The following is a 20323-nucleotide window of genomic DNA, read 5'->3' on the forward strand; positions in this document are numbered from 1 at the left end:
GATCGCGCCCTCTCCAAAGCTAACCTTCTAGAGCTAACCTTCTAGCAGCCAGCGCCAGATTTCAGGCAACCGTCGCTGCCACGAGGTTTCGTAGTGCGATTCGCCGTTTGCTAACAGAAAATGGACTTCGTGATCGCTATAGCCCAACCGTTTCAGCTGATTGTAGAAGTTTTGCGTAATGGGCACGTAGTCGAGCCATACGCCATAAAACGAATACTGCTCCTGACTGCCGACATACAGATAGATTTTTGACCAAATGTCACTGCGGTGATCCCAAAGTTTGAACATCTGGTCGCCGCCCCACATCAAGGCTGGGGACAGACCACCAATGCGACCCACTGTCTTGGCGTACTTTTTGCCGATGTAGAGCGATATGAGCCCACCCATGCTGGAACCCATCACGCCGGTCCATTGCGCCTGAGGCAGGGTGCGATAGGTCTTGTCAATATAGGGCTTGAGCTGATTGACTACAAACTGAGCGCACAAATCACCGCGACCACCCAGCCAGGGGGAGTATTCGATCATGCGATCGCGCGTGCTGTCGATCGCGACAATGATCCAGGGACGAGTGCTACCGTCCTTAACGAGTGCCTCCATAGTGGTGTTGGCGCACCAGGTATCGAACATAGCTGACTCAGGATGAGAAAAGACATTCTGCCCATCGAACATGTACAGCACTGGAAAGGATTGTTCAGGATGCTGGGTGTAAGCATCCGGCGTAAAGATGCGGATCGTCCGCGTCATGTTTTCAACGTCAGAGCGGAAGTCTCGAATGATTTTGATGATGCCCATAATGCGTATAGGGGGGATAAACGACGTGTGATCGTGTTCAAGCAAGCGAGCTGTATCAAACCGTTGTTGAATACAACGCCAGCGATCGGCATTCCCTACGCGCTTCACCCGGAGGTGTCATCCGTAAGCTTTTTAGATCCTAAGCTCGATCGTTCATATACTCTGTTTAGGCTCGCACTTTAGGCTCGCATTGCTGGCAGGATAGAAAGGGGGCATGTGAAGCAGTTGTCTCCTAACGCAGAGTAAAAGAGAGTTATGGCGCTAATTGTTCAGAAATACGGTGGCACATCGGTAGGCTCGGTAGAGCGGATTCAAGCGGTCGCGCAACGGGTCGTCCAAACAGTGAAGGCTGGGAATGACCTTGTTGTAGTTGTTTCTGCCATGGGAAAGACGACGGATGGTTTGGTAAAGCTGGCGAATGAGCTGTCTCCAAACCCCAGTCGGCGGGAAATGGATATGCTGCTGGCAACCGGAGAGCAAGTATCGATCGCCCTTCTGAGCATGGCACTGCATACCTTGGGGCAACCCGCTATCTCACTCACTGGCGCACAGGTTGGCATTGTCACCGAAAGCGAACATGCTCGTGCTCGCATCTTGCAAATTAAGACAGAACGACTGGAACGCCACTTAAAAGAGGGCAAAGTGGTTGTGGTGGCTGGTTTTCAAGGCATCACTGACACCGACGATCTAGAAATTACAACATTGGGGCGAGGCGGCTCTGATACTTCTGCAGTGGCCTTAGCGGCGGCGTTGCATGCCAACTTTTGCGAAATCTATACGGATGTTCCTGGTATTCTGACCACCGATCCGCGACTGGTGCCCGATGCCCAACTCATGACAGAAATCACCTGCGATGAAATGCTGGAGCTTGCCAGCCTGGGTGCAAAAGTGCTCCATCCGCGTGCGGTTGAAATTGCCCGTAACTATGGGATGCCGTTGGTTGTGCGATCGAGCTGGACTGACGAACCAGGTACCTGGGTTGTATCACCGACAGTACAGGCACGATCATTAGAAGGGCTGGAACTGGCGTCTCCTGTTGATGGCGTTGAGTTCGACACCGATCAGGCAAAGGTATCACTTTTACGGGTGCCCGATCGCCCTGGTGTTGCGGCCCGACTTTTCGGTGAAATTGCCCATCAAGCTTTGGACGTAGACCTGATTATTCAGTCAATTCATGAAAGCAACACCAATGATGTTGCCTTCACGGTGACTAAAAACTCCCTTAAGCAGGCAGAAGCAGTGGCTAGCGCCATTCTTCCTGCTCTGAATGCAGGGGGCACACATCACGATGGTGATGCTGAAGTCATGGTGGAGCAACGCATTGCAAAAGTGGCGATCGCAGGCGCAGGCATGATTGGTCGTCCGGGTGTTGCTGCACAAATGTTCTCCACGCTCGCAGCAGCTGGCGTCAATATTGGCATGATCTCAACGTCCGAAGTCAAAGTCAGTTGCGTTATTGATGAGACTGACTGCGATCGGGCGATCGCAGCGCTCTGTGAGGCGTTTGGTGTGAGTCAATCAGCCGTCAGCAGCCAGCAGCCAGCGGTTAGCGGTCAGCAGTTGGAAGCACTCAACACTCAACACTCAAAGCCCTCTAGCGTCGCGTCGCAAAACTCTCCCCGTCCCATCCGTGGCGTTGCGCTCGACCTCAACCAGGCACGCTTGGCGATTCGGCATATTCCCGATCGGCCTGGCATGGCAGCAGAACTGTTTCAACTTCTGGCGGCTCAAACTATCAGCGTCGACATGATTATTCAATCCCAACGGTGTCGGGTGATCAACAGCATCACGACGCGCGATATCGCGTTCACAGTCGGACAGTTAGACGCAGACATGGCGTGTAGTGTATTGCAGAAAGCGGCACCCAGTTTAGGCTGTGGCGAGATTGTGGTCGATCGTGAAATCGCCAAAGTGAGCATTGTCGGTGCGGGCATGGTGCACCAACCAGGCACGGCTGCCCGCATGTTTGAAGCGTTGGCAATGCATCAAATCAACATCCAAATGATTGCCACGTCTGAAATTAAAGTGAGCTGCGTCGTTGCAAAAGAGGATGGCATCACAGCGCTGCGTCTCATCCACGCTGCCTTTGGTCTGTCTGGCGAGCAACAGATTCAGGTTTCAGCATAGCCGCACAGAAGCCCCAGTAAGTTCCACCCATCATTAGTTACAACCACATCATCAGATTTCTCTCTCATACAGTGGAGGTAATTTTCACATTTTTCTAGCTGATGACGTAGAGGTAGAGACTAATGCCTAAGGAGCGACACAAGCGCTACGTCAGATAGAGGTGATGTCGTGCGATCGCCCCTATTGTTTGGTAGAAAGTCATTGCAACAGGAAGAGGAATCGTATGGCTGACACATTGAAAAAGGGCGATCGGGTTGAGTGGCACAGCGCTCAAGGAACGATCACTGGCACGGTTCAACGCAAACTGACTGCACCGATCGACATTAAAGGGCATCATGTAGCGGCTTCAGAGGCGCACCCAGAGTATTTAGTGAAAAGTGACAAAACTGGGCAAGAAGCGGCTCATCAGCCAGACGTACTGAAAAAGCTGCCAGATTAACGCCAGATTAACGTTAGTTCAGTCCTTGAGGAAGACAGCGATCGACGCTGTTAGATCGGTGGTGCAACGATCCCAATCACTAGAATCCTTAATCACATAGACTACAATTTCTGTTAGCAAGAATCTTCAGGTTAAACACTTTAACTGAGGGCTAAATGGAAATTGGAGTGCAGCTGAGTTGGCAGCGAGTGAAACACATCGTCAGCAGTTATCAGCTGAATGGCAATGATGCTGAGGCGTTTGATCAGGACTTACACCTGCTACTCGACCATTACCCAACGCCCCTAATTGAGCTTGCTCTTGTGCAAACATTGGTTGATGGCTGGCTTCAGGTACCCCTTCTGCGAGGCTGTGCTTTTCTTGCCAAGGCGTATGAACTGCTGAAACAGTGGGAAGAGCAAGCCTTTTTACAAGGTGATCCAGCAGTGCGAGCGTTCATCAGCACCATCGCTCCAGAGCAATTCCAGCAGATTACAGGGCTTGATCCCACTCCTATTTTCGGCAGTGCCACTGTGTCGACCGCTCCATCCTCCCTTCGCTAACAGGCGCGATCACTCAAAGACCTGATCTGGATCACTCAAAGGGATAGAATACGTCACGTTCTACTCGACGGTTGGTCACTGTGATCTCAAGGAAAGCGCTCGATACTAAGAGCATTGAGTTCTAAGTGCCGTCATGGTTGCAATTAGTCCACTGCCTTGCGCCATCTCTGAACTGTTTGCCCAAGTCAGCGTTTCTGGCCAGATTACGCTGGCCGATCGCTATGGCATTTTGGCAGTACTGCTCAATGAACCCACGATCGAAGAAGAACTGCACAGCATCGATCGTATCCTGCATGCGTTACGCAAAGGACGGGTTCAGATTGTCAGTGAACTGTCAACCGTTCTGTAGCGTCACCTTTACACGCTTCAGGGCGGGCTTGTGACTAAAGCTTTGTCTTGGCAGCTTCAGATGGTGGGTTGTTTTGCATCGTCCCCCTGCGATCAAAAATTTTGGCGGATGACACACGAATGGAGTGCGATCGCGGTTTACTGGAAAGAGCAATCGTTCGTATTACGATCGGTGGGCAACTGACCGCTCCACTACTTCAACACTCAAACCGTTGCCACTCCTCATGAAACCCATCACTCCAATCTTTTTTGGCACTTTGACGCTGCTCGCGCTGGCAGCAGTCACATCGGCTGCCAGTCCCGATAATTTGGCAAAGCTCATTAACGACAGAGCCTGTGTCGGTTGTGATCTGGCTGGCGCTAACTTATACAGCTATGACTTGCAGGGAGCCAACCTAAGCGGCGCGAATCTGACAGAAGCGGCATTCCAGGGATCTAATCTGGGCTTTGCGGTGCTCACTAACGCCAACCTGGAGAAAGCAAACCTGGCACTGGTGAAGCTGAACGGTGCTGACCTGAAGGGAGCCAAGCTTGTCAAAGCAACCCTCTATGGAGCGGATTTATCAGGAGCCGATTTATCAGGAGCCGATTTGAGTGGTGCCAACCTGGAAGGAACCAACCTGCGGGGCGCGATTTTAGAAGGAACGAATTTTCAGAAAGCGAACCTTTTACGGGCAAAGATGGCAGGAGCAACGTTAACCGGTGCTAAGTTTGATGGTGCCCGCATGCCCGACGGCAGAGAATTTAAGCAGGGCGGGAAGACTCCGGCAGCGATACCAGCACCATAGCAGTCTTAGAGGGCAGTCCTAAAAGTTAACGATGATGGAGCGTGCGATGATGCGATCGTCTCGCCGTCGTACGCTCCCATTGCCCCATCATGCAATTTTCATCGTGACAGTTTGAACGCTGCCGTTATGCCATTTCCATGAGGGATGGCTCTTGACGGAGACGTTTTCCCGTTAAGAGCATCTTCACTCCATTGGCAGGAGCCAGAGTCACACCCCGACGGCGAGGATATTCTGGCTGCGTCGTGGCAAGCGTTAGCTCGTAGCGGGACAGGATCGTCGCCAGAGCGAGTTTCATCTCAAACATGGCGAGAGCTTCGCCAATGCAGCGACGGGCACCGCCACCAAAGGGCATAAATTCGTAGGGGGTGAACTGGCGATCGAGAAACCGCTCTGGCTTAAACTGCTTCGGGTTGGGGTACAGATCTTCCCGCTGGTGCACGAGATAGATACAGCCAACGACCGCATTGCCTGGTTCCAAAGCGCGACCGAGTAGCGCGGTCGGTTCTTGCACGATTCTTGCAAAGGTCAGCATGGCGATGGGGTGAATCCGCAGGGTTTCATTGCAAATAGCAGTCAGGTAAGGCAACCGGAAAATATCGAGCGGGTCGGGATTGTCGCTGAGCGTTGCGAGTTCCTGGAGCAGTTTTTCCCGCACATGGGGTACATGGTGAATCCAGTACAGCGCCCAGGACAATGCCGTTGCTGTGGTTTCATGTCCGGCGAAAAGTAACGTCATCAATTCATCGCGCAGTTCTTGGTCGGTCATGGGCTGATCGGCTTCGTCTCGTGCAGCCATCAGCAGCGAGAGAATATCGATCCGATCGCCCGGTTGCGATCGCCGCTCGGCAATCTCGGCGTAGATCAGGGCATTCAGCTGTTGACGCTCACGCACAAAATTGCCCCAGGGGCTCCAGGCACCGAGATCTTTCTGCAAGATGGGAAAAAAGAGAAGGCTGGAAGAAAGCGGCGATCGAAACAAGTCTGACATTGATGCCAACAAGCGCTTGAGTTGCTGAAACCGATCGCCCTCAGAAAGACCAAAAACCGTCTGCATGATGATGCCTAACGAAATCTCTTGCATGACGCTGCGAGCTGAGAAGGTTTGCTTGAGGGGAACGCTCTCAAAGGTCTGGAGGGTTAAGTCTCGAATGATTTGACCGTAGGCACGCATCCGTTCGCCGTGAAAGGGTGGCATCAATAGCTGTCGTCGTCGTCGGTGGCGATCGCCGTCCAACATAATGACAGACGAGTCACCCAGCAGCGGTGACAAGATGCGATTCAAATGACCAGGCGCTGCATAGGTTCTGCTTTTAGCCTTGCGTGGGGTGCCAGACGCATCATTGGTCAGAATCTCTTGAATGGCCTGTGGCTGGTTGACAAACACCAGGTTGCTGCCAAACCCAACGACTTTGCCGCCAAAAATGTCAGGATATTGCTGGGCGGCTGTTTCCATGTAACCGATGGGGTCACCGACCCACCGCAAGTGCTGCAACCAGGCAGGTAGGTTAATCACATCCAGCGGTTGGCTGGTTGGCAGCGGTTGGATTGTCGTATTCATAGCTCAACGTGTGACCCTGTTTGAATTTTGGCGTTTGATTTTAGAGAATAATAGTCTAATGCTGTCAGCACTGCCGCAACCCATGCGATGGTTAAAGGTGAACAGTGCCGCGAGCGCTGACTGTTCTTCAGACTCTAACAACTAAAAACCACGCCCTCAAAACTCTTTAATGTCCCGCTCTAGCTCTCTCCGTTACTATGTCCTGGCGCGTTTGCTCCTGGCACCCCTCATGCTGTGGGTGATCACGACAGCCGTCTTTTTGCTCCTGCGATCGACCCCTGGTGATCCGGTTGATGCGCTCTTAGGGCCGCGTGCGCCCCAGGCCGCTAAAGATGAATTGCGCAACCAGCTTGGGTTAGGCAAGCCACTGATTGTGCAGTATTTTGACTACCTGTGGAAGCTGCTGCACCTGGATTTAGGCAAATCGCTGGTCAGCCAGGGGCAATCGGTGTGGGAGATTATTCTCAAGTTTTTTCCGGCAACGGTTGAGTTAGCGGTCTTCAGTATGGCGATCGCGCTCACGGTTGGCATTGGTGTGGGCGTGCTTTCTGCCTCGCGTCCCAATTCACCGTTTGACGTTGGCGGCAGGCTGTTTGGCATTCTCACATACTCGATTCCGCTGTTCTGGCTGGGGATGCTGCTACAGCTCATTTTTTCCGTCCAGTTAGGTTGGTTCCCACTCGGCACCCGTTTCCCAATCACCATTCCGGCGCCGGAGGGGCCAACGGGGCTTTACACGATCGATAGTCTGCTCACAGGCAACCTCCCACAGTTCTTCATCGCGCTGTACTATTTGGCGCTGCCCTGCCTGACGCTGGGCATTCTCATTAGCGGGATTTTTGAGCGCATTGTGCGAGTGAATCTGAAGCAAACCCTAAAGTCAGACTATGTAGAAGCTGCGAGAGCCAGAGGCATTCCTGAAAGCCGGATTCTCGTCTCCCATGCGCTGAAGAATGCCATGATTCCGGTGATTACCATCCTTGGCTTAACGTTTGCGGCGCTGTTGGGTGGTGCCATTCTGACGGAAGTGACCTTCTCCTGGCCTGGATTAGCCAATCGCCTTTACCGCGCGATTGCTCAACGCGATTATCCTACAGTGCAGGGGATTGTCGTTTTCTTTGCGGCGATCGTTGCCCTGGTCAGTATCCTCATCGATATCCTCAACGCGTATATTGATCCACGGATTCGCTACTAGAGCGATATCCTCAACGCGTATATTGATCCACGGATTCGCTACTAGAGTGACAAAATTAGCGCTAGAATCCCTTCATTTGCACCCATCAGCCCAACTTTCTACCATGACCAATGCTTCCAACGGTAATCTCGGCAACAAGATGGATGTGCTGATTGATCAGGTCGGCAAATTGACTGAGGGCATCACTGAATTTCGGCTGAGCGTTGAGCAAAGTACGTTGGAGTTTAGAGCTGATTTGACCGACATCAAGGCAGTCGTGCAGCAACAGTCTGTCATGACGCAGCAACAGTTCGAGATGACGCAGCAACAGTTCGAGATGGTGCAGAAGCAATCAGAATCGATTCAGGAGCTATCAACTACCGTCAAGGAAAGTGTTAAAGATCTTTCGGCCACGGCTAATCGGCAGGCGGATACGGTCGATCGCTTGGTGCGAGTGGTTGAAACGTTGATCGCACAAAAAGATACCGCGCAGAGAGAACCTGCATGAATTATTGGTTGATGAAATCGGAACCGGATGTGTACGGCATTGAGGACTTGAAACGCGATCGCACCACGGTATGGGATGGCGTGCGTAATTATCAGGCGCGAAACTTTTTGCGATCGATGGTACCGGGCGATCGGGTCTTTTTCTATCACTCCAACACTACACCACCGGGTATTGTCGGTCTGATGAAGGTGGCCGAGCCGAATGTCATTGACCCAACCCAGTTTGATGCCAAAAGTAAATACTACGACCCTAAAGCGACAAAAGACACCCCACGCTGGCAAACCGTCATCGTTGCCTTTGTTGAAACCTTCCCGCAAATCATCACGCTGGATACACTGCGCGAAACCTTCAGCCCGGATGACCTGTGGGTCGTGCGTCAAGGTAATCGGCTCTCGGTGATGCCGGTACCAGAAGCGGTTGCAGAGCAGATTTTGAAACAAGCAAAGGGTTAGAAGCCAGCGTTTATCATCATTTTATATAGATCGGACTTACGCGAAAGCGGTCAGAGTTCGCCCCCTGGCTCCCAATCTTGGGGAACCGAGCCCATGAAAGCCTCCAGAATATAGCCGTTACCGCTCGTGCATTTCATCACGGGTTATGGAACGAATCCCTGGCACTGAAACCGGGTTTTGCGCCAACTCATCCATGATGTCTGGTCTGGGAGTCTTTTTCTGCACTGGCTTTAGCACAGTAACTTTAACTGTGTTCGCTTCTGCCAGTGATTGTTTGTACTCCTCAGGCACCACAATCACCCCGTTCTCGACCTTTGCCTGAAATTCTACAGGAACCATAACACTGCTCCAACGTGCTAAACCCATCTTACTCCCCGATCCCTACTTCCCCATTCTCGCAAAATGACACATGGGGCTGGTCAAAACGTCTACAGGCTTAGAGGTAAATTCCACTGCGATGCCCGATACGATGAATGGTGATCAGCTCAGTTTCATCATTGAATGAGTAGAGCGATCGATAATCGCCAATTCTCAGTTTAAACAAACCGCTTAAATTACCTGTGAGAGCCTGCGGCGTCAGTTGCTCAAAGTGATCACCAAGCCAGCGAATTTTGCGAAGCACTCGTTCTTGATTTGTGGGGCTGAGTCGTTCTATTTCAGCCAGCGCTTCTGTCTTGAACTCAACTCGATAAGCCATTACCAGGTTAAGCCCAGTCTTTTAGCAACATCTTCTGCTGGAATGCCGCGTTCTCCAGAGCGTGTCCGTTGTAATGACTCAAGCAGTTGTTGTTTGATTTCCGGTCGAACTTCTTTTCCTTCGTCGGGGTCATCAAGCAACTCTTCTAGCGTCTCCATCACAGTTTCTCGAATCAACGCCTTGAGTTCTTCAGTGGTCAAATCTTTCACTTGCATTGCAACTATCCCTACGCTCTAGGACTATGTATTAGTCTAACCTGACGGACTTCTACTCCACTCCCTACACCCCACACCCCACACCCCACACTCTATTCCCCCATCCTCGCAAAATGCTCCTGCAAGGACTTGTGGATAAACCGATAGCGCCCACCGACGCGCTGAAGGAGGAGACGCTACGTGCGTTGCACACACTGCGTGAACGGTGCAGTAGTCGAGAAAGCGGGCATAGTTCCAGGGAATGGAGGGTAATGCGTGTCACTCGTATACTTCTTTGCGATGAGCGATCGTCACGACAAGCACTCGTTTTGTTTCATCATTGAACGAGTAAACAAGGCGATGGTCACCAAGTCGATAGTGGTAATATCCGGCTAGTCGTCCCTTTAAAGCTTTAATATTCGGATGGGTTCGAGGAGTCTGTTGGAGTTGTTCCAGACAGCGTGCAATCTTTTTCGCTAAAGCTGGCTCTGCTGAAGCATAAATTCGCTGCGCTTCGTGCGATAAAACGACTTCATACATCAGAGCGAATGGTTCTCCAGTCGGCTATGCGTCCTTCAGCAAGATCTTGCCTGCCTTTTTCAAAGGAGTCGATAAACCCTGGTATGTCGAGTAGTTCCTGGGTTGCATCTTCACTATCTTTTTCGGCTAAAGCTGCCAAAAAGTCGGCGGCAAGCTGAAGTCGCGTCGGTGAAAGCTGCTCTAAGTAGCGATCGATGCGATGCCGCATCTCTGCTGTGTTGCCTGCTGAATCCATACAACCATTCTCGCTGACTCTCTTATTAGTCTACTTCTACCTCACTCCCTACTCCCCACTCCCTACTCCCTCATTGCCGCAAAATGCTCCTGCAAGGACTTGTGGATAAACCGATAGTGCCCACCGACGCGCTGAAGGAAGAGACGCTCAGTACAGTAGTCGAGAAAGCGGGCATAGTTCCAGGGAGCACATCCACTCCACATAAAAAGAAGACGCAGTATGACGTGCTGAATACAGGCGATACCTGGAATAACTCCACATACCAACCCAACAAGAACCCCATAAAATAAGCTATCAATCAGAGCTTCTAAAGGCTCGTCCGCTGACAAACCATATTTCCAAAAAAAGTTGTAGCTTGTTAAAAGCAAACTAATCATTAGTCCGGTCAATAAGCCTGTAAGTGTAAAAATTCTTGAGTTGATTGCTGACTGAAGAATACCTTGATTTGGAACAAGTCTTTGATTGACATCAGGACCACGAAAACCTGTAACTATTCCACCAATAGCCCCACCAACCAATAAATGAGTAAATCCAGAAAATAGTGATAAAACTAGCGCGGAATTAGAGCCTTTGTATAAATTAACAGCGTAGAAGCTTATTGGGCTTAGAACTAACCAGGTAAGCAATCCGTAGCGCATACCAGTTACCATTCCACTTCGTGCCCTATGTTTAGACCATTGAAGAGTTTCAATTGGTCGTATCTTATCTTTTTCCTCAGAAGACAGAGCATAAATTAATCCATAGATTAACGCGCCAACTAAGCCGTATAGTATTGTATTACCTACAACAGATGAAGCAAGAAAAAAATCCACCCTCACCCAATTAGCCAATTCTAAAGCTAGTCCGTTAATCAACCCACTAGCGATGCCACCAATTATAGAAAAAACTCCAACTTTGAAGACTGCATACTGAGGTTCTTGATTAAAGCTTATTTCCTCCCTTATGAAATCGCTTACCAGACTAGCTGTTACAAAAATAGGCAAACTAATTATTCCAAAAAACAGTCCGTTAAAGAGTCCACTAGATAACCCAAATGTTAATGCATTGAACAGTGTTGCTTTAAACAAAATCAAAGCTGTAGCTGTACCCAGAAATACTGAGATCAACCAGCTTACAAGTCCAACAACAGAAAAAAAGATACCAAAGATAGTCGAAAAGGATCTTCTCCAAAAATATTTTTTTAGTTTATTTGTTATTAAAATAGTTAATCCGTAAACTATGCCTCCTAGCAGCGTATAGAAAACCATAAAAATGAAATAATATTTCAATTCTACAATTGCGCTTGGTAAAAACAAAGATACGGTCAATCTGTAAATCACGCCACTCATTAATCCGCCAACCAGTATAAATATACTGGTGCTAGATAGCAGTTTTTGAAACAGCTTCTTGGCGTTGATTGCTTCCTCAATGCGTTGACGACAACCAAAAATAACTGCTCCAATTAATCCATAAACAATTCCAGGCAGTATTCCGTGAGTTAACTCCAAGAAAAGCCATTTAGATAGTGTTAGATCCTCGTAAATCTTATGCAGTGCACTAATTTTTGACATATTTTCTTGCCACATCAGTTTCAAATCTTCTGAAACCAAGTCTCCTGGAAATGGTAATCCGAGTTGGTTAGGATTAAAGATTTTTGCGTATAGTGATAGTTCTAAACTCCAAAATGGTCCAAGCACTAACCCAATTAGTAATCCACATAATAACCAAGAGCTAATTCGGAACAGCCACTGCTTAGTTCCAGATCTAAGCCAGTTGGGTTGTATCTTCTCAATTAAAAACTCGATTTGTGACTCATGCTGTAGCTGCTGCGCCAGAAATATCAACCAGTGACGTATTTGTTTCGTACTCGGCGGCTTGATTTTTCCATAGGACTTACTGTAAATGCCCTGTGTTATGAGTTTTGGTTCCACAAGAACTCGACTGATTGCCGCTATCCAGAAGACATCAAACAAGTACTGTAACTGTGCTTCTCTAGAAGTCAGCGAGCGCCAATCTGCAAAAGAGAATTTCTGCTCTATAACGCTCAACCCGATGATCGACAGAAATAGAGGTGTTCGGATTAACTCCAGCAAAGCTTCATCGCTCTGCATCGTCTGCCATAAATGTGGTTGCTTCAGCGCAGTTAAATACGCCTGAATTTGCTCGTCGGTGAGGGTTTGCAGCAAAATGGCTCCGTTCAGGTGCATTCGGGTTTCGTCGGGTGCTTCCTCTGCCTCCGCTTGCCACTGACCCCGCACGACTTTTTCGTATTCTTCTCGCCGACAGCACACCGCTAACGAGAGGGGTCGATCGTCGCTCTCCAGCCAGTGGTTAATTGCCTGCACACAGCCTTCCTGATGCTCTGGTTTTACTTCATCCAGTCCATCCAGCAGGGGTAAAAGCTGCTTTTCTGCTAGCCATTTTGTGCCGATGTCTTTTCGCACCCCGTATTTTGACTTCAGTTCCTCCACTAACCACGCGGTCATTGTCTGCTTCGGGTCTTTCCATGAAGACAGGTTTAGCAGCACGGGGATGAATGCGGTTGGGTCTTGCTCGGCTCGATCGCACAGCCCCTTTGCCAAGTCCAGCATCGTCGTCGTTTTGCCTGCCCCTGGTTCACCCAAAACTAGCAGCCTGCCGTCAATGCCGGGGCGATCGAACACCTCCAAAATGCTTGTCTCCGCTGGCAACGGTTGGGGCGATTTCGAGCCAATTTTGATCTCCGCATCCCAGGGGCGCTTCACCTGTTGCGGTTGAGACTGCTTGCCCAGGTTAATGAACACGGCATTGTGCAGCGATTGGTCGAGCCGCGAGATCACTTCCTGCTTGACTGCTTGCAGCAACAGGGATTCACTGCGCGATCGGGTCGGTCGAGAACCTTCTTGAATGTAGACATTGCCATGTACATTCTCAATGGGGATCTGATCGCGTCCATCGTTCCGATACTGTCGCGTCATGTCACGAACCGCCAATTTTAGGGTTGCCCTGGATAGTCTCGATGTTGATTTGGTCGCGACCGTAGTTGGTATAGTCTCGCGTCGAGACACTCTGATTCTGGATGTTAACAATCTGTTGGGCAACCTGCCGGATTTGAGTGGCAAATTCCGGGTCGTCGGTCATCGCATCGTCCAGGTAGACCTCTAGCTTGGTCAATGCGGCTTCGGAGTTTTCAGTTTCAACCGCCGCGATCGCCGTTTCCGCTTTGGCATTGCCTTGAAATTTGGCTTGAATCTTGTCGCGCAGGGTTTTCATCAGGTCGATCGCGCCACCCACCGATTTTTTCGCCAGTTCGCCGCCGCCTGCTTTGGCAAATTCTTCAAAGGCAATTTTGGCGATCGCGCCAGCGGTGAGGACGGTTACAGGTTCCATAGCAAACTCTCTCTGCAAAGGGTATCTCTTTTCTACACCAGATTCTCTCTGGTTTCAGAAACATTCACCCTTGAGAGTAAAACTGCGATCGGCTGAGTCTCATCTGTCACCAATGTCCTTCCGAACCGCATCGTTGTAGTTTGGAAGGACATCGTTCTTGTTTCAAGTGGCACTGTTTCTGTTTCAAGTGCGATCGTTCGACCTCAGAGCAGGAACGTTCTCACTTCAAACCGGACTGTTCTCATTTCAAACCGCAACGCTATCGTTTCAAATAGGAGTGTTCTCGTTTCAAACCGGAACGATGCTACTTGAAACAGAACTGTTCTCACTTCAAAGGCGGCGATCGCCCCTTAAAATCAGAAGCGCCCCATTTCAAACCGGAACGTTGCCTCCAGAAACCGGGTTTCTGGCCAGCCGTTGCCGTTGTGTATTCAGGTGTTGCCAGAAACCCGGTTTCTCTCCACTCGCGCAGCCAGTCTTCGTTTAATGACCCCTTTTCAGGCAAGCGTTATGCAACCGATCGGCCATGCTCCAGCCATCTCGTCTTCTGATTCGTGGTTGGCACTGTCGATCGGCAACTCGCGCCTCCATTGGGCACAGTTCACAGGCAACGACCTGCAACACACCTGGAACACCCCTCATTTCTCTGCCACCGATGCGCAGCAGTGCCTCGCCAGCCTCACCCCAAACGCTCCTCTCTACATTGCGTCAGTCGTCCCGCAGCAAAGCCAGCTATGGCAGGCGTATCCGTCAGCGCACGTCATCACCTTAGAACAAGTGCTGCTGCAAGGGCTGTATCCCACACTGGGAATCGATCGCGCTCTGGCAGTCTGGGGTGCGATCGACACCGTTGGCAGTCCCGTGCTTCTCATCGATGCAGGCACCGCGTTGACCTTGACTGGAGCCGCTGGCGATCGCCTAGTGGGTGGCGCTATTCTGCCAGGATTAAGGCTCCAGTTCCAGTCCCTCAACCAGGCAACCGCTGCCTTGCCTGACATGGGCACGGCAAACCTTACAGTGCAGCATCCCTTACCACCCCGCTGGGCAGCAAACACAGCCGACGCGATCGCCAGTGGCATCCTTTACACCCTACTGGCAGGACTGCAAGCCTTTGTAGATGACTGGTGGCAGCAGTTTCCAGACAGCCCAGTGATGCTGCGAGGCGGAGACAGCGATCGTCTGCACAGCTACCTCACAGCCTACGCACCTGCTCTAGCAAGGCAGATCACCATCGAGCCCAATTTGATTTTTTGGGGCATGCGGAAGGTGAGGGGGGAAAGGCTAAAGGATGAAGGCTAAAAGATAAGTTTTTAGCCTTCATCCTTCATCCTTTAGCCTTTCCTCCACAAACCCCCGAATCGCTTGAGCGACTGCATCCGGTTGGGTTTCGAGCAGTTGGCTACTAGTGCTGGGCAAGCGTTGGAGTGCTGCGTCAGGAGCCAATTGCGCATAGGTTTGATTCAAAAGCCTGGCAATAGGAGTGTCTTGTGCACCTTGCAGCACCAACACGGGTACTTTGAGCCATTTCAACTGTTCCTGGAGTTGTTCTGAGCGAAGTTCTGCCCGTCGTCGTTGAAAGAGCAGCTTGCAGGCAACCGGGCAGTCGAGTAGTTGTCGTCGTTTTTGCAGCAGTTGCTCCAGGCTGCGGAGCTTGAGAATTTTCCGTAACGAGTGGAGCGATCGCAGCACCCATCCCACCACCAAAAGCTTCAACAGCCTTGCCTTCCACCAACGCCGTCTCAAGCCCACGCCCTCAACGCCTTCGGGTGCCAACAAAACCACCCCTTCGACTTGCTCAAGATACTTCAGCGCATAGCTCACCGCAATCCAACCGCCCAACGAATGCCCCACCAAATACACCCGCCGCAACCTTAGCGCGTCTAGGTGCTCGGCCAGACACGCAACCTCTAGATCAATGGCGTAATGAACGTTGGGTTGTTCTGATTCACCAAACCCAAGCAAATCGGGCGCAAGGCAATGATAATCTGCACTCAGCCGCTCAATCACTGGAAGCCATTGACCGCTGTCTTCCCAGGAACCATGCAAAAAGATAATCGTGCTCCCCTGACCCACTTCACGCCAGAAAATCTGTCCTTGCGGTAACCTGATGCGAGCATTTCTGAGCGGTAAAGCCATCCTGAAGAAGGAAAATGTAGATGTGAGTTTGAGTTAATACTAAACGGCGATCGCCCCTTTTAGAAGTAGGGACGTTACAGGTAACGTCCCTACGGCACAGAAACTGGGTTTCTCCACAAAAATTGCCGTTCCAGCATCCAGGCTAGGTCCACAAACCCGGTTTCTTCGTTTCTCGCTCTCTATGCCAGGGTTGTCTGTCCGTTGAGGTAATCCTGAAGTTGGCGATCGTGATCGTGAGACAGCCGACCGAGCGGCAAATCAGTGCGGGAGAACGCTTGCACATCAAGCACTTCCATCGGGTCGCTGATGTGCATCGTGCCCTTTGCCTCTACTTCAACCACAACACAGATCGAGTGAATGCGAGGATCGCGATCGGGTGAAGAATAGACGCCCACTAAACGGCAGATCTTGGCAACCTCAAGCCCCGTTTCTTCTGTCAGCTCTCGATAGACCGTGGTAGGGATGTCTTCGCCCCAATCAACCATGCCGCCTGGTAAGCCCCACTGACCGTTATCACGGCGCTGAACCAGCACAATACGCCCGTCGGGCAGAATTGGAATGATGCTTGTACCCATTACCGGATGCCGGAACAGGATGCCCAATACAGCTTGTCCAAAATGCCATAACCGACGCATAGGTAAAATCGCAGGCTTAAAAAAGTTTCCCTTGACAACCAGAAGCCGCGCCACTGGCGATGAGTGTCATTGCTATCCGATCAGTCAAGCGTCGCCAGAATCTCTTTCGCATGGGACTCGGGCTTAACTTTTTTATAGATCTGCTCGATCGTACCATCTGGAGCAATGACAAATGTGGCGCGGCTCACTCCAATGTATTCTTTGCCCATAAACTTCTTGAGCCCATAGCTCTCATAGGCGGTGGCAACCTGCCCACCCTCATCGATCAGCAGCGGAAACGGCAGCTCAAACTTAGCCGTAAACTTTTCGTGCGATTTGGCATCATCCGTACTGACCCCAAGAACCACCACATCTTTGCCTTGAAAGTCGGCATAAGCGTCTCGAAAACCACAGGCTTCTTTAGTGCAGCCAGGAGTGTTGTCACGGGGATAGAAGTACAACACTACCCGCTTGCCTTGCAAACCAGCCAGGTTAATGATGTTACCTTTGCCATCCGGCAAGCTGAACGTAGGAGCAGGATCACCAATACTAAGAGCCATAATGCGTTATTAACTAAGCCATTACTATTGGATGTTAAGTGCTTCTTTACAATCTGTCTAGCTTGGGAAAGGCTAAGGGCTAAAGACTAAAAAATTAAGCCTTCACCCTTTAGCCCTTAGTCTTTCCTACAACACCCCTTTAGAACTGGGAATTGTATGTGCACGTCTGGGGTCGATTTCGGCTGCCATGCGGAGCGATCGCGCCAGTGCCTTGAACGTTGCTTCAATAATATGGTGCGAGTTGATGCCATCGAGTTGACGGATGTGGAGCGTCATCTGGGAATGGTTCACGATCGCCACGAAGAACTCTCGCACCAGTTGCGTATCGTAGGTGCCCACACGCTGAGTCGGAATCTCTAATCCGTAGCTGAGATGCGGACGACCTGAAAAATCGAGCGCGACTTGAATGAGCGCTTCGTCCAGAGGCGCAATAAAATGACCGAAGCGAACAATGCCTTTGCGATCGCCCAACGCTTTTGCCAAGGCCATTCCCAGCGTAATGCCCACATCTTCATTGGTGTGATGGTCGTCAATCTCAATGTCACCCGTTGCTTGCACGTTCAGGTCGATCAGTCCATGAGAGGAAATCTGATGCAGCATGTGATTGAGAAAGGGAATCCCGGTGTTGGCAGTACATTGCCCAGTGCCATCCAGGTTCAGCGTTACCTGCACATCCGTTTCGCCCGTCTTGCGGCTGACGGTCGCGGTACGGTTAGGAAAAGTCAGGTTTTGAGTCAGGTTTGTAAGACGATCGCTGGTCTGCATGAAACTTGCACGCTCAAAGGCAACAGTTTTATTATCGGCGATCGCGCGATCGTTCATCCAACAGAGAGCCGATCGCCATAGCAATCCTACTTACACTCCTCGCTTATGACTCTTGACCCCTGCTGCAATTGAAAGTGACGACAGAGAATCAATCACTGCAATCAAAAGAGTTCAAAGGTGACCGATCGATGCGACAAGTTGGGATTGTAGTACGGATCGCCGTTGAGTTTGGTGAAATAGCGCTTCCACTTCTGGTTCAACGTTTCCCACTCATTGGGTTGCAGTCCCGCCTTCCGGCTAATCGACTCGTAATGAATTAACTGCACATACGGCGTCACCACATTGCGATAGCCAGCCTGATGCACCTTCAAACAAAAGTCCACGTCGTTATAGTTGAGCGGAAAAATTTCGTCCATGCCGCCAACCTGCTGGAAAATGTCTTGACGAATCATCAGGCAAGCAGCCGTCACTGCCAGATAATTGCGATTCACGAGGTTAGAGCAATAGTAACCGGGATGATCACCATCAAAACCGTGGTAAGCGTGACCAGGATTGCCTCCCAGCACCATGACCCCTCCGTGCTGAATTTTGCCATCAGGATAGAGCAGCTTGGCACCGACCGCGCCAATGTCCTGCTGCTGGGCAAACTCCAGCATCGACTCCAACCAATCCGGCGTGAGGACTTCTGTATCATCGTTTAGCAGCAGCAAAAATTGTCCGTTGGCGTTGGCGGCACCCTGGTTAATGCGGTGGGCAAAGTTAAACGGCTCTTTGCAACGCACCAAGTGCAGATGAGGCGCCGCCTCACCGTCAAAGACTTGCTTGACGGTTGCCAGAATGTCGTCTGGAATGTCGTAGCCATCGACTAAGACCACCTCAAAATTGCGGTAGGTACTGCGTTCTTGCAGACTACGCAGACAGTTTTCTAGCGCCACGATCGGTTGATCTGATGTCATCACAGCCTTGCCAGCACTGGGAATGATGATGCTAATTAACGGTTCACCCAAAAGATGCCGACGAACGCGCCAAAAGCCGGGTCGTTTAGGGACTGCTTCCACTAAACCGGGATAGCGGCTGCGTGCCAGCATATCTTCTAGCGCTGCACGCGCTGCGGTATACGCCCAGGGTTTTGCCTGCTCTCCACCCGCTGTCACCGAAGCAGGAATGACTCGCCAGTGATAAAGAATTTTGGGAATGTGATAAATCGATCGGGTCTTTTCAACGACACGTAGCACCAGATCATAGTCCTGAGCGCCATCGAAGCCTGCGCGAAAACCACCGATCGCGCGGATGAGGCTGGTACGATAGACGCCCAAATGACAGGTGTACATACAGGCGTGAAAGTAGTCCGGCGACCAATCGGGCTTGAAGAATGGATCGAGCCGCTTGCCTTTCGTATTTAGTTTGTCTTCATCGCTGTAGATGAAGTCGGCATCAGGATACTCATTAATGAGCTTGGCATTCTCGAACAGCGCATTGACGGCCAGTTCGTCGTCATGGTCAAGTAGTGCTATATAATCGCCGGTCGCTAAGGCTAAGGCATCATTGCTGGCAGCCACAATCTGACCATTTTCGGGACGAAAAACGACCTTGATGCGAGGATCAATCTGGCTGTAGTGGCTAAGGATGCGCTTGATGTGGGGCTTGGGCGAAGCGTCATCGGCAATGCACAGTTCCCAATCGGGATAAATTTGGTTCCGAACGGATTGAATCGCTTTTTCAAGCCAGTTTGCCTCGACGTTATAAACGGGCATGATGACCGAAAATTTCGGACGTACAGACCACTGCTCGATCGCCCGTTTGGCAGCAAGGATATCGGCTGGAGTCAGACGATCGTGAGCCACCCATTTCTGGTAGCTCATGCGCCCGCGGAGCTTCTCCATACTGCGACGATAGAGAAACTGCAGCAGTCCCAGCGTATTGCGTTCGCGCCAGACCTTGAAGAGCTTGCCAAGCTTTGTGCTAACGAAACCGAGAGGATTAGAGTCGCTCATAACGTGATTGTATCGAAGGTCAGACATCTAGGACGAGACGCTTCCCAACCCTATCTGCTAATTCCATCAGTGACAAGCGCTTTTTAGGGACGTTACATGTCTCGCCCTACAGAATGTCACGCCCTAGAGAAGGCCTAAAGATCCGATGGGGAATCAGGCGCAACGATTTCGCCTTCACCCAGACTCAACATTCGCTGCTGATCGGTAATGAGGTCGCTAAGTTCGTGAAATTCAACGCCCATCGACTCGCAGGCCTGCTGCACCGACTGTTTGAACGTGTTGAGATCGGCACCATAGCCGCAAAGCTCAGCCGCTGTTTCCGCTCCCTGCTTCGCGTTGGCTCTAGCACAATCGACTAACTCTAACCCTTTTAGCGGTTTGGTTGCTGCCATGTTTGTTTAGATAATGCGGTCTCTGTCTATGTGTAACGAACTGGCACGCATTCCCAATCCATCGCTGGACAGATTCAGGCTTCTGATTACCAGTAGAATCCCTCATACACCAACACCGTT

At 50.8% G+C, this 20323-nt stretch carries 26 protein-coding genes; 10 read left to right on the top strand and 16 right to left on the bottom strand.

Annotation, left to right across the window (positions count from 1 at the left end; genetic code table 11):
• Nucleotides 1–33: 33 nt before the first annotated feature.
• Nucleotides 34–900, bottom strand: coding sequence for an alpha/beta hydrolase (locus tag C7B82_RS29995; protein ID WP_245940162.1), 867 nt, complete (start codon nucleotides 898–900; stop codon nucleotides 34–36).
• Nucleotides 901–1047: 147 nt separating this feature from the next.
• Between C7B82_RS29995 and C7B82_RS30000 the strand changes: the two genes are divergently transcribed.
• From C7B82_RS30000 to C7B82_RS30020, 6 genes are all read left to right on the top strand, one after another.
• Nucleotides 1048–2919 (top strand): aspartate kinase, encoded by a 1872-nt coding sequence (locus C7B82_RS30000; protein ID WP_106260898.1) that lies wholly within the window; start codon nucleotides 1048–1050, stop codon nucleotides 2917–2919.
• 223 nt (nucleotides 2920–3142) lie between these two features.
• The gene (locus C7B82_RS30005) at nucleotides 3143–3358 is read left to right on the top strand and encodes a hypervirulence associated TUDOR domain-containing protein (protein WP_106260900.1); all 216 of its coding nucleotides are present in this window, start codon (nucleotides 3143–3145) and stop codon (nucleotides 3356–3358) included.
• 155 nt (nucleotides 3359–3513) lie between these two features.
• Nucleotides 3514–3900: a hypothetical protein gene (locus tag C7B82_RS30010; protein WP_106260901.1), complete on the top strand. Its 387-nt coding sequence runs from the start codon at nucleotides 3514–3516 to the stop codon at nucleotides 3898–3900.
• Nucleotides 3901–4033: 133 nt separating this feature from the next.
• The gene (locus tag C7B82_RS30015) at nucleotides 4034–4249 is read left to right on the top strand and encodes a hypothetical protein (protein WP_106260903.1); all 216 of its coding nucleotides are present in this window, start codon (nucleotides 4034–4036) and stop codon (nucleotides 4247–4249) included.
• A 30-nt stretch (nucleotides 4250–4279) separates the two neighbouring features.
• A complete protein-coding gene (locus tag C7B82_RS32855; RefSeq protein WP_219904766.1) occupies nucleotides 4280–4432 on the top strand; it encodes a hypothetical protein in 153 nt (50 codons plus the stop codon).
• A gap of 40 nt (nucleotides 4433–4472) precedes the next feature.
• Complete coding sequence (locus C7B82_RS30020) at nucleotides 4473–5036, top strand: pentapeptide repeat-containing protein (RefSeq protein WP_106260905.1); 564 nt, start codon at nucleotides 4473–4475, stop codon at nucleotides 5034–5036.
• A gap of 124 nt (nucleotides 5037–5160) precedes the next feature.
• On the opposite strand, the gene C7B82_RS30025 is transcribed toward C7B82_RS30020, so the two are convergent.
• Nucleotides 5161–6594: a cytochrome P450 gene (locus C7B82_RS30025; RefSeq protein WP_106260906.1), complete on the bottom strand. Its 1434-nt coding sequence runs from the start codon at nucleotides 6592–6594 to the stop codon at nucleotides 5161–5163.
• A gap of 169 nt (nucleotides 6595–6763) precedes the next feature.
• Between C7B82_RS30025 and C7B82_RS30030 the strand changes: the two genes are divergently transcribed.
• The 3 genes from C7B82_RS30030 to C7B82_RS30040 all read left to right on the top strand — a co-directional run bounded on the left by C7B82_RS30030 (nucleotide 6764) and on the right by C7B82_RS30040 (nucleotide 8728).
• Complete coding sequence (locus tag C7B82_RS30030; RefSeq protein WP_106260908.1) at nucleotides 6764–7789, top strand: ABC transporter permease; 1026 nt, start codon at nucleotides 6764–6766, stop codon at nucleotides 7787–7789.
• Between the two features lie 103 nt (nucleotides 7790–7892).
• Nucleotides 7893–8276 carry a hypothetical protein gene (locus tag C7B82_RS30035; RefSeq protein ID WP_106260909.1) on the top strand — a complete coding sequence of 128 codons (384 nt, stop codon included), beginning with the start codon at nucleotides 7893–7895 and terminating at the stop codon, nucleotides 8274–8276.
• A complete protein-coding gene (locus tag C7B82_RS30040; protein WP_106260911.1) occupies nucleotides 8273–8728 on the top strand; it encodes an EVE domain-containing protein in 456 nt (151 codons plus the stop codon). Before C7B82_RS30035 ends, C7B82_RS30040 begins: the two co-directional genes overlap by 4 nt.
• 117 nt (nucleotides 8729–8845) lie before the next feature.
• On the opposite strand, the gene C7B82_RS30045 is transcribed toward C7B82_RS30040, so the two are convergent.
• The 8 genes from C7B82_RS30045 to C7B82_RS31750 form a co-directional block, all read right to left on the bottom strand.
• The gene (locus C7B82_RS30045) at nucleotides 8846–9067 is read right to left on the bottom strand and encodes a hypothetical protein (RefSeq protein WP_106260912.1); all 222 of its coding nucleotides are present in this window, start codon (nucleotides 9065–9067) and stop codon (nucleotides 8846–8848) included.
• Between the two features lie 97 nt (nucleotides 9068–9164).
• Nucleotides 9165–9425: a type II toxin-antitoxin system RelE family toxin gene (locus tag C7B82_RS30050; protein ID WP_106260914.1), complete on the bottom strand. Its 261-nt coding sequence runs from the start codon at nucleotides 9423–9425 to the stop codon at nucleotides 9165–9167.
• Nucleotides 9425–9640, bottom strand: a complete 216-nt coding sequence (locus C7B82_RS30055; protein ID WP_106260916.1) for a hypothetical protein — start codon at nucleotides 9638–9640, stop codon at nucleotides 9425–9427. The genes C7B82_RS30050 and C7B82_RS30055 overlap by 1 nt, the downstream gene beginning before the upstream one ends.
• 258 nt (nucleotides 9641–9898) lie before the next feature.
• On the bottom strand, nucleotides 9899–10159 hold the full coding sequence (locus C7B82_RS30060) for a type II toxin-antitoxin system RelE family toxin (protein ID WP_106260918.1): 261 nt from the start codon (nucleotides 10157–10159) through the stop codon (nucleotides 9899–9901).
• The gene (locus C7B82_RS30065; RefSeq protein WP_106260919.1) at nucleotides 10152–10394 is read right to left on the bottom strand and encodes a hypothetical protein; all 243 of its coding nucleotides are present in this window, start codon (nucleotides 10392–10394) and stop codon (nucleotides 10152–10154) included. Before C7B82_RS30065 ends, C7B82_RS30060 begins: the two co-directional genes overlap by 8 nt.
• A gap of 62 nt (nucleotides 10395–10456) precedes the next feature.
• Entirely contained in the window at nucleotides 10457–13330 is a 2874-nt protein-coding gene (locus C7B82_RS30070; RefSeq protein WP_106260921.1) for a hypothetical protein, read from the bottom strand.
• A 1-nt stretch (nucleotide 13331) separates the two neighbouring features.
• Nucleotides 13332–13742, bottom strand: a complete 411-nt coding sequence (locus C7B82_RS30075; RefSeq protein ID WP_106260923.1) for a hypothetical protein — start codon at nucleotides 13740–13742, stop codon at nucleotides 13332–13334.
• Nucleotides 13743–14067: 325 nt separating this feature from the next.
• Nucleotides 14068–14247, bottom strand: a complete 180-nt coding sequence (locus tag C7B82_RS31750; protein WP_146141316.1) for a hypothetical protein — start codon at nucleotides 14245–14247, stop codon at nucleotides 14068–14070.
• Between the two features lie 5 nt (nucleotides 14248–14252).
• Here C7B82_RS31750 and C7B82_RS30080 point away from each other — a divergent pair, with 5 nt between their 5' ends.
• Nucleotides 14253–15041, top strand: a complete 789-nt coding sequence (locus tag C7B82_RS30080; protein WP_106260924.1) for a pantothenate kinase — start codon at nucleotides 14253–14255, stop codon at nucleotides 15039–15041.
• A gap of 18 nt (nucleotides 15042–15059) precedes the next feature.
• On the opposite strand, the gene C7B82_RS30085 is transcribed toward C7B82_RS30080, so the two are convergent.
• From C7B82_RS30085 to C7B82_RS30110, 6 genes are all read right to left on the bottom strand, one after another.
• Complete coding sequence (locus C7B82_RS30085) at nucleotides 15060–15878, bottom strand: alpha/beta fold hydrolase (protein WP_106260926.1); 819 nt, start codon at nucleotides 15876–15878, stop codon at nucleotides 15060–15062.
• Nucleotides 15879–16057: 179 nt separating this feature from the next.
• Nucleotides 16058–16513 carry an NUDIX domain-containing protein gene (locus tag C7B82_RS30090; protein ID WP_106260970.1) on the bottom strand — a complete coding sequence of 152 codons (456 nt, stop codon included), beginning with the start codon at nucleotides 16511–16513 and terminating at the stop codon, nucleotides 16058–16060.
• Between the two features lie 80 nt (nucleotides 16514–16593).
• A complete protein-coding gene (bcp, locus tag C7B82_RS30095) occupies nucleotides 16594–17052 on the bottom strand; it encodes a thioredoxin-dependent thiol peroxidase (RefSeq protein WP_106260927.1) in 459 nt (152 codons plus the stop codon).
• A 126-nt stretch (nucleotides 17053–17178) separates the two neighbouring features.
• Complete coding sequence (gene hisB / locus C7B82_RS30100) at nucleotides 17179–17901, bottom strand: imidazoleglycerol-phosphate dehydratase HisB (protein ID WP_339375271.1); 723 nt, start codon at nucleotides 17899–17901, stop codon at nucleotides 17179–17181.
• Nucleotides 17902–17978: 77 nt separating this feature from the next.
• Entirely contained in the window at nucleotides 17979–19811 is a 1833-nt protein-coding gene (locus C7B82_RS30105; RefSeq protein WP_106260973.1) for a glycosyltransferase family 2 protein, read from the bottom strand.
• 134 nt (nucleotides 19812–19945) lie between these two features.
• Nucleotides 19946–20203, bottom strand: a complete 258-nt coding sequence (locus C7B82_RS30110; RefSeq protein WP_106260929.1) for a hypothetical protein — start codon at nucleotides 20201–20203, stop codon at nucleotides 19946–19948.
• Between the last annotated feature and the right edge of the window lie 120 nt (nucleotides 20204–20323).

It is taken from the genome of Stenomitos frigidus ULC18 (assembly GCF_003003795.1).
GTDB lineage: Bacteria > Cyanobacteriota > Cyanobacteriia > Leptolyngbyales > Leptolyngbyaceae > Stenomitos > Stenomitos frigidus_A.